This window comes from Nevskia soli (genome assembly GCF_903970205.1).
In the GTDB taxonomy this organism is placed as follows: Bacteria; Acidobacteriota; Terriglobia; order Bryobacterales; family Bryobacteraceae; genus Bog-113.
On the sequence record NZ_CAJCHS010000131.1, the window covers coordinates 1 to 11932 of the forward strand.

Genomic DNA, 11932 nt, shown 5'->3' on the forward strand with positions numbered 1-11932 from the left:
ATCAACTCTGGCTCGCCGAAGCCCGTTTATTCCGTCGCGCGGAACTTGCCGAAACCAAGCTCCTTAACCTGGTGAAGTTCCGCCAAACTCGATCGCTCCTCGAACAATCCGACGTACAAGAAATCGAGTTGCCGGCCCTCATCGCCCAGCAAGCAGCGCCCCCGCGCCCTCCGCCCGCTGCCGCCGCTCCCACCGATTCTGGCTTCGTTCCGCCGCTTTCCTCCCCCACCGCGTTTCCCGCCGGCATGCCCAAATTCACCGGCCCGTTGAAGAAGGAAAAGCTTCGTCAATGGCTTCGCCAGCACGGTCATAACGATCTGGCCAAAGCAGCCTGACCGTACCACCCGGGAGCGTGTGGCCCTTTTCATCCTTGGCTGTGAACGTTACCGAGCCGCGACGGCAACGGAGCGGTCCCTTCCCCTCCGCGCCAACTGTATGGCAGTAAGCATGCAATAAGCGCCACCGAGGTAATAAACAACTCGTATGATCCGCGATTTCCTCTTTCTGATCCTGTTTTTCGTGCTCTTCGTAGGATGGATCGTCGCCTGGGCCGCATTTCACATCGCCGGCGGCCTCATTCACCTGCTCCTGGTCTTCGCCGTGATCGCGTTAATCTTACACTTCGTCCGTGGACGCAGAGCCGCCTGATCGCCGCAACGTTTGAGGAACTCGCGCAAAACGGAGCGCGCCCCGCACCGCCAGGCTTTCACGGGTTCCTTTATGGTTTTGGCGGCGCGGGATCGCGCCCTTTGCGCTTCTACCCAACGAAACGGGTCGGCGGACGCCGCGCATCGATGAAATTGCGTCCCGGTGTTACCTTCGATGATTGAGCGGCGTTAATCTTTAAGAGGAATGTTGCGAATCGCGAATGTTTATTTTCCGGCTGCTCTGCAGGCCGCTCTCTGTGCCGCGGCCCTTTGCGCCGTTGCACCCCTCGGCGCGGCGCGCGCGCAGGATGCTGCGGCAGGCAGCGCACCCGCGAAGTCTCAATACAGCAAGGTCATCGGTTCCGTTGTAGCCGTGTCCTCCGACGGCTCCAAAATCACCGTCAAACCCGACACGGGCGCGACCGTTGACGTCCTCCTCGACTCCAACACTTCCTACATGCAGGTCCCGCCCGGCGAAAAGGATCTGAAAAAAGCCTCCCGCATTGAACTCAAAGACATCTCAGAAGGCGATCGCGTGTATGCCCGCAGCCGCCAGGCGGATGGGCAAGCTCCCGGACCCGCAGTCTCCGTCATCGTTATGTCGAAGACCCAGGTTGCCGAGCGCCAGCAGGCAGCTAGCGCCGAATGGCAGACGCGCGGAGCCGCGGGGCGCGTCACTGCGGTCGACCCTGCCGCCAAGACCGTGACCATCCGCGTCCAGGGACCCGGCGGCCCGCACCCTCTTACCGTTCAAACCGACGCGACCACTAAGTTCCGCCGCTACGCTCCGGACAGCATCCGGTTTGCCGACGCCAAAAAGAGCGACTTCGGCGAGATCGCGGTCGGCAACAACGTTCGGGTTCTCGGCGATAAATCGGCGGACGGCGCGTCCATCCACGCCGAGCAGCTTGTCTCCGGATCTTTCCGCAATGTGGCCGGCACCGTTGTCTCGGTCGATGCGGCCGGCAACACCATCAAGGTGAACGATCTTCTAACCAAGCAGCCCGTTACGGTCGCGGTCAATGCCGACACCAATATGCGCAAAATCCCTCCCGGATTAGCGGCGATGCTGGCCCGAATGAGTCAGAATAATCCCGCGAATGCGGGTACTCCAGGCGCTACTCCGGGAGCCAATGCCGGCTCCGATGCGCGTCAGGGACAAGGCGGTCCCGATAGTCACCCCGGTTATAACGGCCCAGGCGCGCCCAACGCGATCGCCGCCGCGCACCCCGGGGCAGCCGGATCGTCCTGGAATCAGGGCGGAGCTGGCGGCGATCCCGGCAGCCGGCCCATGCACATGGACCTGAATCAGGTTCTCGAGCGAAGTCCCCAGGTCGCCCTCGCTGACCTGAAGCCCGGTGACGCATTAATCATTTCCAGCACTAACGGATCGGACCCGTCGCGCGTCATGGCAGTAACCCTGGTTGCGGGAGTTGAGCCCATCCTCGCGGCGACGCCGACCAGCAGACAAAATCGCGGATCGTTCGAGGCCGGCATGTGGAACCTCGATATGGCGATGCCGCAGTAGAACCTCTGTATCAACCGAAACGACGACGAAAATCGAATGAAACTACCTTTAAGACGATCCATCTCTATTTGCCTGTTCTTACTGAGCGTTACCGTTTGGCGGCTCCCCGCCCAAACCGTTGCGGCGCTGACCGGAACCATCACCGATGAGACCAACGCGTCCATCCCCGCGGCGGACATCACGCTTCTCAAGGCTGGTGCGATCGTCAAAACCGGGCAAACCGATATCAAGGGGGCGTTTCAACTAGCCGGCATTCTGCCCGGCACTTATACACTGCGCGTCTCGCATTTCGGTTTCACCCCCGTCGAAACCCGGATCCAATTCACCCCAGGGCAACAAGCTACCTTCAGCGCGCAATTGAAACTCGCCACTCAGGCGCAAACTGTAACTGTCCAGGGCGAGGCGCTCAACACGGTAAGTGTCGACCCTTCGCAGAATGCGAACGCCCTTGTACTCCGGCAGGCCGAGATTGACGCGCTGCCCGACGATCCGGACGATCTGGAAACCGACTTACAGCAGTTAGCCGGACCGGCCGCCGGCCCCAACGGCGGACAAATCTATATCGATGGATTTACCGGAGGCCGGCTGCCTCCCAAGGAGTCCATTCGTGAAATCCGCATCAATCAGAACCCGTTCTCCTCCGAGTACGATCGCCTGGGTTATGGCCGCATCGAGATTCTTACCAAGCCCGGAAGCGATAAGTGGCACGGCCAGGCATTTTTCAACGACAGCGATGGCATCTTCAACGCGCGCAACCCTCTATTAACCGTGGCCCCGGATTTCAGCACGCGCCAGTATGGCGGAAATCTAACCGGCGCCCTCAATAAGAAAACCTCCATATTTTTCGATTTCGAGCAGCGCCTGATCGATGATTCGGGCGTCGTTGACGCTTACCTCGTCAACCCGACGACTTTCGTAGCTACACAATTCAACCAGGCTGTAGCCGCGCCGCAAAAGCGGACGGACTTCAGTCCCCGCGTCGATTACCAGCTAACTCCCAACAATACTTTGATCCTTAAGTACAGCTACCTGCAGAACGACATCACCAATGGCGGAGTCGGGAGCTTTTCGTACGCCACGCAGGGCGTGAATACGACCATGTACGAGAACTCCATCCAAGTCACGGATACCGCGGTGCTCGGAGCCAGCACGATCAATGAGACCCGGTTCCGGTGGCTCCGGGACTCTACGACAAACAACCCCGTTCAGACCGGGACGACCATCGATGTGGGGAGCACCTTAGTTGATGGCGGGAGTTCGACTGCAAAAAACACAAACTCGCTGACTAACTTTGAGTTACAGAACTACACCTCGCAAACCAAGGGTGCGCAGACCATTAAATGGGGGCTGCGCATCCGCAGTTATCAATACTCGCAGGACGATCCCGCTAACTTCCTCGGAACTTACCTGTTTGCCGGCGGCCCCGGGGAAACGTCGCTGCAGCAGTACCAGCTCGCGCTGCAGGGTCTTGCGTTTCCTTCCCAGTTCAGTATTTCGACCGGCAGCCCTTACGCTTCGATCGACATGGTGGATGCCGGACTCTTCTTTCAGGACGACTGGCGCATCAAGCCGAACCTGACTCTGAACTTTGGGCTGCGGTATGAAATCCAGAACCAGATCAGCGACTTCAAGGACATCGCGCCGCGGTTCGGTTTCGCCTGGTCTCCGGATAGCAAGGGCAACAAGCAGGGCAAGACGGTCATCCGCGGCGGCGCGGGTATTTTCTACGACCGCTTCATGTATAACTACTCGCTGAACGCACAGATTTACGGTCATACGATCCAGCAGTATCTGATTCAAAACCCGCAGTTCTTCGGGACCACTCCCACGGCGGCCCAGCTGGCAGCCGCCTCGTCTCCCCAGACGGTCTATCAGGTAGACCCCAACCTGCATGCGCCGGAGTCGATTCAAGGCGCGATCGGCGTCGAGCGGGCGCTCCCGCGCAACAGCCGGCTAGCGGTCAATTTCATGGTCACCCGCGGCATCTATCAGTATCTGACCGATAACATCAATTCTCCCGATCCTGCTTACGGGAACGCGCAACCCTATGGAGCCGCCGCCGGCAATATCTATAACTACGAGTCGGACGGAGTCTTCAATCAGCGCCAGCTCATTGTCAGCTTCAATACCGCGGTAGTTCCCGCCGTCTCGCTGTTCTCCTGGTACACGCTGAATTGGGCCCGCAGTGACACGGACGGGATTGGCACCTTCCCCGCGAATCCCTACAACATCGGCGAGGACTATTCGCGCGCTCAGTTCGACTCCCGCCAGCGCCTGTTCTTTGGCGGTTCCGTCACCGCGCGATACGGTCTCCGCTTCAGCCCATTCATGGTGTACCGATCGAGTCAGCCTTTCAATATCACGGACGGCGATGACTATCTAGATACCACGGCGTACACCGAGCGTCCTTTCATCACGACTCTTCCCTGCGGAACTTCGGGCGTAGTCTGCAACCAATACGGTAAGTTCGAGACGATCTACACTCCGGGCGAAGTCATGATCCCGCGGAACTCCGGCAACGGGCCTTCGTTCTTTGTGTTCAACTTGCGGGTGAGTAAGACCTGGGGCTTCGGCGAGAAGACCGGCAGCACCTATCAGGGTCAGGGCGGCGGCGTAGGCGGCGGCCGTGGTCCCGGCGGCGGCCCCGGTGGCGGCGGCCCGGGCGGTGGCGGCCCGCGCGGCGGCGGAGGTGGAATGTTCGGTGACGCATCCACGGGACGTAAGTACAACCTGACTCTAACGGCGCAGGCGCGCAATCTATTCAACACCGTGAACTACGCGAACCCTATCGGCGTGATTACCTCGCCGTTCTTCGGAGAATCGAATCAGCTGGCCAACTTCGGCCCCGGCGGATCGAGCGCCGATAACCGCCGCCTCGAGTTCGGCATCCGCTTCGCCTTCTAACGTTGGTTACTGAGCCGCGAGCGTAAGCGACCGGTTTCTACATCCGCGCGTACAACAGCGTGATCAACCCGATCGCGCTCGCCAGCAAGATACTATGCCGCAACGTGAACCGGAACAACCGGCTCTCATCGCCCTTCTGTAACGAAGTCGCCGCCGCGGCAACCGCAATACTAGTAAGGCTGATCATCTTACCCATCACCCCGCCGCTCGAGTTGGCCGCAGCCATTAGCACGGGATCTAATCCCAGCCGGTTCGCACTAACTACTTGTAAGTTGCCGAACAGCGCGTTCGCCGAAGTATCCGAGCCCGTCAGAAACACGCCGAGCCACCCCAGCAGGGCGCTGAAGAACGGGAACGCCGCGCCGGTCGCGGCAAATGCGAGTCCGAGAGTTGCCGTAGCTCCGGAGTAGTTCATCAGAAACGCCAGAGCAAGTACGGCGGCGACGGTAGCTTCCGCGACCCAAAGCTGCCGCACCGTCTGCACGAAGGTTCGCGCAAACTGGCGCGGAGGCATCCGCAGTAGGAACGCCGATACCAGCGCCGCGAACATGCAGGACGTACCGGATGCGGCCAGCCAGTTGAAGCTATAGATAGCCGGATAGAGTGACGCGTGTGCCGCGGCGGGCGGCATGCGCTGGATCAGGTTGTGAAGGCCGGGCCAGCCGAATGCGAACGTGGGAAGCTGCAATAAGCGCTGTACGGGCTTGATACCCCAGGCCAACACAAACAGCACCAGAACCCCGTAAGGAAGCCACGCGGTCGCCATCGCACGGCCGGTAACCGCGGGCCGCAATCGCGGCCGATCGGAGAGGCGCTCGGCGATCAGCAGCGCCACGATCGCGGCCAGAGAGGAGAGAATGTCCGTAAGTTCCGGACCCACTAAGTTGGACACAAGCAGCTGCGTTACAGCGAACGCCGCGCCGCACGAGATCGCGGTCCCCAGCATGCGCCGTAAACCCGTCCACCCGCTGAGCACGACGACGACGTACGCTGGGAGTATGCTGGAGACGGGCGCGCAAAGTCGGCCTACATCGGCGCTAAGCTGCGCCAGAGGTAAGCCGGTAACTGCCGCGAGTGTCGCCAACGGAATGCCGATCGACCCGAACGCGACCGGCGCGGTGTTCGCCAACAGACAAATCGCCGCCGCCGCGAACGGCTCAAAACCAATCGCGACTAACATCGAGGATGCGATCGCAACCGGCGCTCCGAAGCCCGCCGCCCCCTCAAGGAAGGCGCCGAATGCGAACGCGATCAGCAGTGCCTGCATGGTGCGATCTGTCGTGATCGCCGCCAAAGACTGCTTTAAGACTTCGAACTGCCCGGTCGCAACCGTGATGTTGAAGAGCAGGATGGCCGCGAATACGATCCAGCCGATCGGGAATAGTCCGAACGCCGCGCCGTAACCGATCGCCGAAGCAATCAGGCCGGCCGGCATTCCGTAGAAGAACGCAGCCACTAATGCGGCAGCGATAAGTCCCGCGAGCGCCGACAACCATGCGGGTTTACGTAGGATGCCGAGTAAGAGAAGCAGGACGGCAATCGGGATCGCCGCGATTGCCGCGGACCCCGCGATACTTCCCAGCGGCTCGTAGTTATGTTGCCAGGGCATTGAAAGCGGCGCGAAGCTTAGCCACAGTCTCGCCGCGATGCTCGTCGTTGTGGTAACCGCGCCGCGGCCAGAAAAAGCCCTTCATCCCGTCGCCTTTGGTTCGGGGAATCACATGGACATGAAGATGCGGCACGCTCTGGCTGATCTTGTGGTTGATGGCCATGAACGAGCCTTCCGCGCCGAGCCCGCTGATCAACGCCTCCGTCGCGCGCCGCACCTGCTTGAACAGCGGAGCGATCTCGCTATCCGGCAACTCGGTCAGCGTCTCCGAGTGCCGTCGCGGAACAACCAGCATGTGTCCCGGAAACATCGGGTTGTTATCCAGAAATGTCAGGGTATGCTCGTCCTCAGCGATGATATCTGTCGGAAGAGTCCCCGAAGCAATCTTACAGAACACGCATTCGCTTTTCATGAACTTTGTGGGAGGACGATGTCCGCGAGTTGATCCAGCCGGTCTACGAGAATATCAGGCGGATGCTGCACCAGCGTCTCCGGCTGAAACCCCCAGGTAACTCCGCAGCACCGTACGTGCGCATTGCGGGCCGTCTGTACGTCCACCGAGCTATCGCCCACCATCAGCGTCCGTTCATGCGGCATCCCCGCTTCCCGCATTAAAGTCTCAATCCCGATCGGATGCGGCTTCTTGAACTCAAAGCTATTGCCGCCATAGACCTGGAAGAAATGACCGGTCAATCCTAGTTCCTCGACGATGGCCTTCGAAATGCGGACTGGTTTGTTAGTAAGTACAGCCATCGGTAGTCGCGCTGCCAGGAAAGTATCTAGTGTCTCGCGGACGCCCGGATAGAGTTCCGTGTAATCTAACTTATGCTCTGAGTAGTAGCCTAGAAAGTAGGGGAGCGCTTTGTCGACATTCTCCGACGACCCCAGATCGCCCAGCGCCCGCTGAATCAGAACGGCCGCCCCGTTGCCCACGTATTGGTAGACCGTCTCATGCGGGAGCGGTTCCAGGCCCATGAAGTCGCGCGTGGCATTCACCGAGTGAGCCAGATCGAGGCGCGAGTCGATCAATGTACCGTCAAGGTCAAAAATGAGCAGCATGTGTCAGGAAGTCTTGCTCGCTGCCCGCGGGCGCTTGCCGTTCGCGGATGCGGGCGGTTTGGGCGCCGGCCGTTTGCCGTCCAGCTTGTATTGAACCATCTTGCGTTGCAGCGTGTTGCGATGAATCCCAAGATCCTTCGCGGTAAGCGACTGGTTCCCGCCGCGCCGTAACAACGTCTTTTGGATCATGAGGCTTTCGAGTATCTCGACGGCTTCCTCCAGGAAAAACCCTGTGTTCACTAATCCGTCGACTAACTCGTTAAGACTTTCTTTCATCGCATAGGTTGTCTGCCGGTGTCAGGCGTGATGCCCGCGCGCATCCCAGGCGTTCTTTACCTGGTCGTAGCGGCGGTGGAACTCATCCTTGAGTTCGTGAGGGGCAAGCTCGGTCAGGAGCCGCGAAGTTCCAATAACATAAGGCGCAAGCCGGGAGTTGACCACAACGCGCGGAGGAGCGGCAGCGCTGGAACCCGGAGCGAAAGCGACCAGTATCATGACCAGCGCTACGGAAACCAGCAGCCCTCGCGCAATGCCAAATGCCGCGCCCAGCGCGCGGTCGATCCATGAAAGGCCGACCGTTCGTAACATCCGGCTGACGATCATGCCGAGAATCGCGCCCGCGACGATCGTTCCCATGAACACAAGCAGGAAGCCCAGGAAGTTAGACACGTCCGCTGAACTTACATAGGGAGTGAGCCAACTGCCCGCGGTTCCATAGAACCAGGTCCCCAGAATCAGGCCAAGCAAAGCCGCTGCCAGGCCGATCACCTCGCGCGAGAATCCCCTCCGCGCCGCACTTACTATCGAAAGCACAAGAACGACGAGGATCACCCCGTCCAACCAGCTGAAAGTCATAAAGATCTCCCCGTTAGGGCGTGATACGCCTCAACGTACTTTACGCTGGTTTGAGCGATTACGTTCGGTGGGAGATGCGGCGCGGGCGGCTGCTTGTTCCAATCGAGGGTCTCCAGGTAGTCGCGCACAAACTGTTTATCATACGACGGCTGCGGACCGCCGGGTTGCCAAGTCGCCGCCGGCCAGAAGCGCGAAGAATCCGGCGTGAGGACCTCATCGCAAAGCGCCAGCTCGCCGTCGATGAATCCGAACTCGAACTTGGTGTCGGCGAGGATGATGCCCCGCGCGCGGGCATGTTCCGCGGCGCGCGAGTAAATGGACAGCGTCAGTTCGCGTAACCGCTCGGCCAGTTCCCTTCCTGTCAACCCAATCATCTGCTCGAATGAGATGTTCTCATCGTGCCCCGATGCCGCCTTAGTCGCCGGCGTGAAGATTGGCTCTGGCAACCGGTCGCCGTCACGCAAACCGGGCGGCAGCGCGATGCCGCAAACGGCTTGTGACGTGCTGTACTCTTTCCACCCGGACCCTGCCAGGTAGCCTCGCGCAACGCATTCAACCGGAATCATATCCGCGCGTTTCACCAGCATCGAGCGCCCGGCAAGCTGGTTCGCATAAGGCCGCAAAACCTGCGGATATGCGGCGAGATCGGCCGTCAGAAAGTGGTTCTTCGCCAGGGGCTCAAGCAATCCGAACCAGAACACGGAAAGCTGCGTGAGTACTTCGCCTTTGCGTGGAATCGGGTCCGGCAGCACGACGTCGAAAGCCGAGAGCCGGTCGGTGGCGACGATCAGCAGCGTGCGATCGTCCACGCGATAGACCTCGCGCACTTTGCCGGATGCCAGCAGCTCCAGCGACGGGATGCGGGATTGTAAGAGGGGTAACTTTTCTTCTGAAATCAAGCCATCGCCGCCAGCATCGATCGAGTGTGCTCGGGGGAGTCGTTCAATGATAGCGCGGTCGGCGGCCGGATGAACACGAGACGTACCGTAGCTTAAAAAGGAGATGTCCCACGCCCCCTCCATCGCGCTATCGATAGCCGGTTCCGATCCAAGCGGCGGCGCGGGTATCCAAGCCGACCTTAAGACCTTTCAGCGGTTCGGAGTTTATGGCGAAGCCGTCGTAACGCTACTGACGGTTCAAAACACCCGCGGAGTATCGCGCATTGAGCTAGTCGAACCGGATCTGGTAAGCGATCAGATTGCAGCGCTGCTCGACGACATCCCTCCGGCCGCGATCAAGACCGGAGCGCTCGGCAGTGCGTGCATCATCGAGGCCGTAGCCGCTGTGCTCGCCGCCGTGCGCAACTTGCCGCTCGTGATTGATCCCGTCATGCTAAGCAAGAATGGAGCGAAGCTGCTCGATGACCCGGGTGTGGACGCGCTTCGCAGACACTTACTTCCGTTCGCTTACCTGATGACGCCCAACCTTCTAGAAGCCGAAGGACTAACCGGCCGAAAGGTCCGGACGATCGATCAAATGGCCGATGCGGCACGAGCGTTGGCGGATACCGGAGCGAGGAGCGTCCTTATCAAGGGCGGACATCTGGACGGGGATGCGGTGGACCTGCTACTAACCAATGGGACTATCGAACTCTATCCATCTCCGCGCATACCCACGCGGCACACCCACGGAACCGGTTGTGTCCATTCGGCTGCGATCACCGCAGGATTGGCCGACGGCCTCCCGTTGGTCGAAGCCGTGCGCCGCGCCAAGCAGTTCGTGTCGGCTGCCATCGCAAATCATCCGGGGTTCGGGAAGGGAAGCGGACCGGTCGATTTCTGGGCGCGCGAAACGACATAGCAGCGTCGATTATACTTTCTGATTGACCAAAGTTCAACTCCGATTCAAGTTGGAAAACGAACTCGACGAGGCGGCGCTGGAACGCATTGCCGACGCTCATAGCATCTATGGCGTCGAATGGATCAAGGTGGAGACCGCACCCTCTCCAGCCCTATTGATTGAGTACGACGCCACCAGATTGAAGCCGCCCGAGCTAGAGTCGGCCCTGCGAAAGCGCGGACTCGCCGTGGTGGCTCCGATCAAAGATCCAAAGTAAACCGGCGGCAATTCGTCAGATACCAGATCCGACCGGCTGCCACCGGTTCGCGCCGTATCAACTACAGGGTGAAAGGCAAGCGATCCGCCAAGCTGCGAAACGTCACTTTTCGCCTTTGCGCTGCTCCCATCCCGGTTGGAATAAAGGCAAATGGTTGCCCTGCTGGTAGGGGTGCCGGGCAATTTCTTCAATGTTCAGATCGATCCCGAGACCGGGGCGATTCGAAATGTCAATGTAGCCGTTCACGACCTCAATCCCATTGACAATGATGTCCTTCTCCCAGGGGTCGTTGAATTCATCGAAGATCTCATGGATGAAGAAGTTAGGAATGGACGCGTTCAACTGCGCGCAGGCCGCGGAACAAACCGGGCCTTGCGCGCTATGCGGAGCGATTACACCATAATGCGCGTCCACCATATCGGCAACCTTGCGGGCGGCAAACAAGCCGCCTAGGCTAAGCGGCTCGGGCTGAAAGATACTAATCACGTTATGCGACAACAGCTCGGCAAACTGTTGCTTGTTCGAGAAACTCTCTCCGGTTGCGATCGGAACCGGACTGCGCCGCGCGACTTCCACGATAGCTCCAATATTCAGATGATTTACAGGTTCCTCGAACCATGCCGGCCGAAAGCGCGCGATCGCTTCCGCAAACTGCGCGGCGGTTGCGACATTGAATCGCGAATGGCCTTCGATCAACAGGTCGACGTCGGGTCCGACCGCATCGCGGACAGCGGCGATGATATCGAGGGCCAGGTCGAATTCGGCGCGCGACACCATTCGCCAGGCGCTTCCGAAAGGATCGAACTTGAGCGCCGTGTATCCGCGTCCGGCCACCATTTTGGCTTTGTCGGCAAAGAACTCCGGCTTGCGCGGACCGCGATACCAACCATTTGCATACGCCCGCAGCTTCGGGTGGCAGCGCCCGCCCCAGAGGTTGTAAATGGGCTGTCCGGTAGCTTTACCGATGATGTCCCACAACGCGATCTCGATGGAGGCGACCGCGCTGTTGTGGATCTGAGCGCCTTCCGAATAGGGGTCGCGCAGCAATTTTTGGGAGACGATTTCGACCTGGAAAGGGCTTAACCCGATAATCAGCGGCGAGAGTTCGCGGACCGCGGCTTCAACGGTCTTGGCGAAGTAGTTCAGCGTTCCTTCCCCAATCCCGTAAAGCCCTTCGTCCGTGTGAACGCGCGTGAAGAGCCAGTTCTTCCAGGGGTTCCCAGCCATGAATGTCTCGACAGAAGTAATTCGCATGGCTGGATTGTAACGTCCCC

Annotated in this window: 12 protein-coding genes and 1 pseudogene; 6 read left to right on the top strand and 7 right to left on the bottom strand. The window is 59.8% G+C overall.

Annotation, left to right across the window (positions count from 1 at the left end):
- From H1Y01_RS05805 to H1Y01_RS05820, 4 genes and pseudogenes are all read left to right on the top strand, one after another.
- A pseudogene (locus H1Y01_RS05805) lies at nt 1-335 on the top strand (hypothetical protein); the annotation flags it as partial.
- 148 nt (nt 336-483) lie between these two features.
- On the top strand, nt 484-648 hold the full coding sequence (locus tag H1Y01_RS05810; RefSeq protein WP_180539400.1) for a lmo0937 family membrane protein: 165 nt from the start codon (nt 484-486) through the stop codon (nt 646-648).
- A gap of 204 nt (nt 649-852) precedes the next feature.
- On the top strand, nt 853-2175 hold the full coding sequence (locus tag H1Y01_RS05815) for a DUF5666 domain-containing protein (protein WP_180539402.1): 1323 nt from the start codon (nt 853-855) through the stop codon (nt 2173-2175).
- Between the two features lie 36 nt (nt 2176-2211).
- Nucleotides 2212-5079 (top strand): TonB-dependent receptor, encoded by a 2868-nt coding sequence (locus H1Y01_RS05820; RefSeq protein WP_180539403.1) that lies wholly within the window; start codon nt 2212-2214, stop codon nt 5077-5079.
- A gap of 37 nt (nt 5080-5116) precedes the next feature.
- Here the strand turns inward: H1Y01_RS05820 and H1Y01_RS05825 are convergent, their stop codons facing one another.
- The 6 genes from H1Y01_RS05825 to H1Y01_RS05850 are packed head-to-tail and all read right to left on the bottom strand — an operon-like array spanning nt 5117 to nt 9501.
- The gene (locus H1Y01_RS05825; RefSeq protein WP_180539405.1) at nt 5117-6688 is read right to left on the bottom strand and encodes an L-lactate permease; all 1572 of its coding nucleotides are present in this window, start codon (nt 6686-6688) and stop codon (nt 5117-5119) included.
- The gene (locus H1Y01_RS05830) at nt 6672-7100 is read right to left on the bottom strand and encodes an HIT family protein (protein WP_180539407.1); all 429 of its coding nucleotides are present in this window, start codon (nt 7098-7100) and stop codon (nt 6672-6674) included. Before H1Y01_RS05830 ends, H1Y01_RS05825 begins: the two co-directional genes overlap by 17 nt.
- Nucleotides 7097-7747, bottom strand: coding sequence for an HAD family hydrolase (locus tag H1Y01_RS05835; protein WP_180539409.1), 651 nt, complete (start codon nt 7745-7747; stop codon nt 7097-7099). The genes H1Y01_RS05830 and H1Y01_RS05835 overlap by 4 nt, the downstream gene beginning before the upstream one ends.
- Before the next feature lie 3 nt (nt 7748-7750).
- Nucleotides 7751-8023 carry a helix-turn-helix domain-containing protein gene (locus tag H1Y01_RS05840; RefSeq protein ID WP_180539411.1) on the bottom strand — a complete coding sequence of 91 codons (273 nt, stop codon included), beginning with the start codon at nt 8021-8023 and terminating at the stop codon, nt 7751-7753.
- A 21-nt stretch (nt 8024-8044) separates the two neighbouring features.
- On the bottom strand, nt 8045-8602 hold the full coding sequence (locus H1Y01_RS05845; protein ID WP_180539413.1) for a CvpA family protein: 558 nt from the start codon (nt 8600-8602) through the stop codon (nt 8045-8047).
- Nucleotides 8599-9501 (bottom strand): phosphoribosylaminoimidazolesuccinocarboxamide synthase, encoded by a 903-nt coding sequence (locus H1Y01_RS05850; RefSeq protein ID WP_257644416.1) that lies wholly within the window; start codon nt 9499-9501, stop codon nt 8599-8601. The genes H1Y01_RS05845 and H1Y01_RS05850 overlap by 4 nt, the downstream gene beginning before the upstream one ends.
- A gap of 103 nt (nt 9502-9604) precedes the next feature.
- Between H1Y01_RS05850 and thiD the strand changes: the two genes are divergently transcribed.
- Complete coding sequence (gene thiD, locus H1Y01_RS05855; RefSeq protein WP_180539417.1) at nt 9605-10402, top strand: bifunctional hydroxymethylpyrimidine kinase/phosphomethylpyrimidine kinase; 798 nt, start codon at nt 9605-9607, stop codon at nt 10400-10402.
- 22 nt (nt 10403-10424) lie between these two features.
- On the top strand, nt 10425-10658 hold the full coding sequence (locus tag H1Y01_RS05860) for a hypothetical protein (protein WP_180539419.1): 234 nt from the start codon (nt 10425-10427) through the stop codon (nt 10656-10658).
- Nucleotides 10659-10760: 102 nt separating this feature from the next.
- Here the strand turns inward: H1Y01_RS05860 and H1Y01_RS05865 are convergent, their stop codons facing one another.
- Nucleotides 10761-11912, bottom strand: coding sequence for a mandelate racemase/muconate lactonizing enzyme family protein (locus tag H1Y01_RS05865; RefSeq protein ID WP_180539420.1), 1152 nt, complete (start codon nt 11910-11912; stop codon nt 10761-10763).
- Nucleotides 11913-11932 lie beyond the last annotated feature (20 nt).

Coding starts and splice junctions, on each gene's coding strand:
- H1Y01_RS05865 (WP_180539420.1), bottom strand. CDS start 11,912: ATGCGAATTACTTCTGTCGAGACATTCATGGCTGGGAACCCCTGGAAG.
- H1Y01_RS05820 (WP_180539403.1), top strand. CDS start 2,212: ATGAAACTACCTTTAAGACGATCCATCTCTATTTGCCTGTTCTTACTG.
- H1Y01_RS05830 (WP_180539407.1), bottom strand. CDS start 7,100: ATGAAAAGCGAATGCGTGTTCTGTAAGATTGCTTCGGGGACTCTTCCG.
- H1Y01_RS05840 (WP_180539411.1), bottom strand. CDS start 8,023: ATGAAAGAAAGTCTTAACGAGTTAGTCGACGGATTAGTGAACACAGGG.
- H1Y01_RS05815 (WP_180539402.1), top strand. CDS start 853: ATGTTGCGAATCGCGAATGTTTATTTTCCGGCTGCTCTGCAGGCCGCT.
- H1Y01_RS05810 (WP_180539400.1), top strand. CDS start 484: ATGATCCGCGATTTCCTCTTTCTGATCCTGTTTTTCGTGCTCTTCGTA.
- H1Y01_RS05845 (WP_180539413.1), bottom strand. CDS start 8,602: ATGACTTTCAGCTGGTTGGACGGGGTGATCCTCGTCGTTCTTGTGCTT.
- H1Y01_RS05825 (WP_180539405.1), bottom strand. CDS start 6,688: ATGCCCTGGCAACATAACTACGAGCCGCTGGGAAGTATCGCGGGGTCC.
- H1Y01_RS05835 (WP_180539409.1), bottom strand. CDS start 7,747: ATGCTGCTCATTTTTGACCTTGACGGTACATTGATCGACTCGCGCCTC.
- thiD (WP_180539417.1), top strand. CDS start 9,605: ATGTCCCACGCCCCCTCCATCGCGCTATCGATAGCCGGTTCCGATCCA.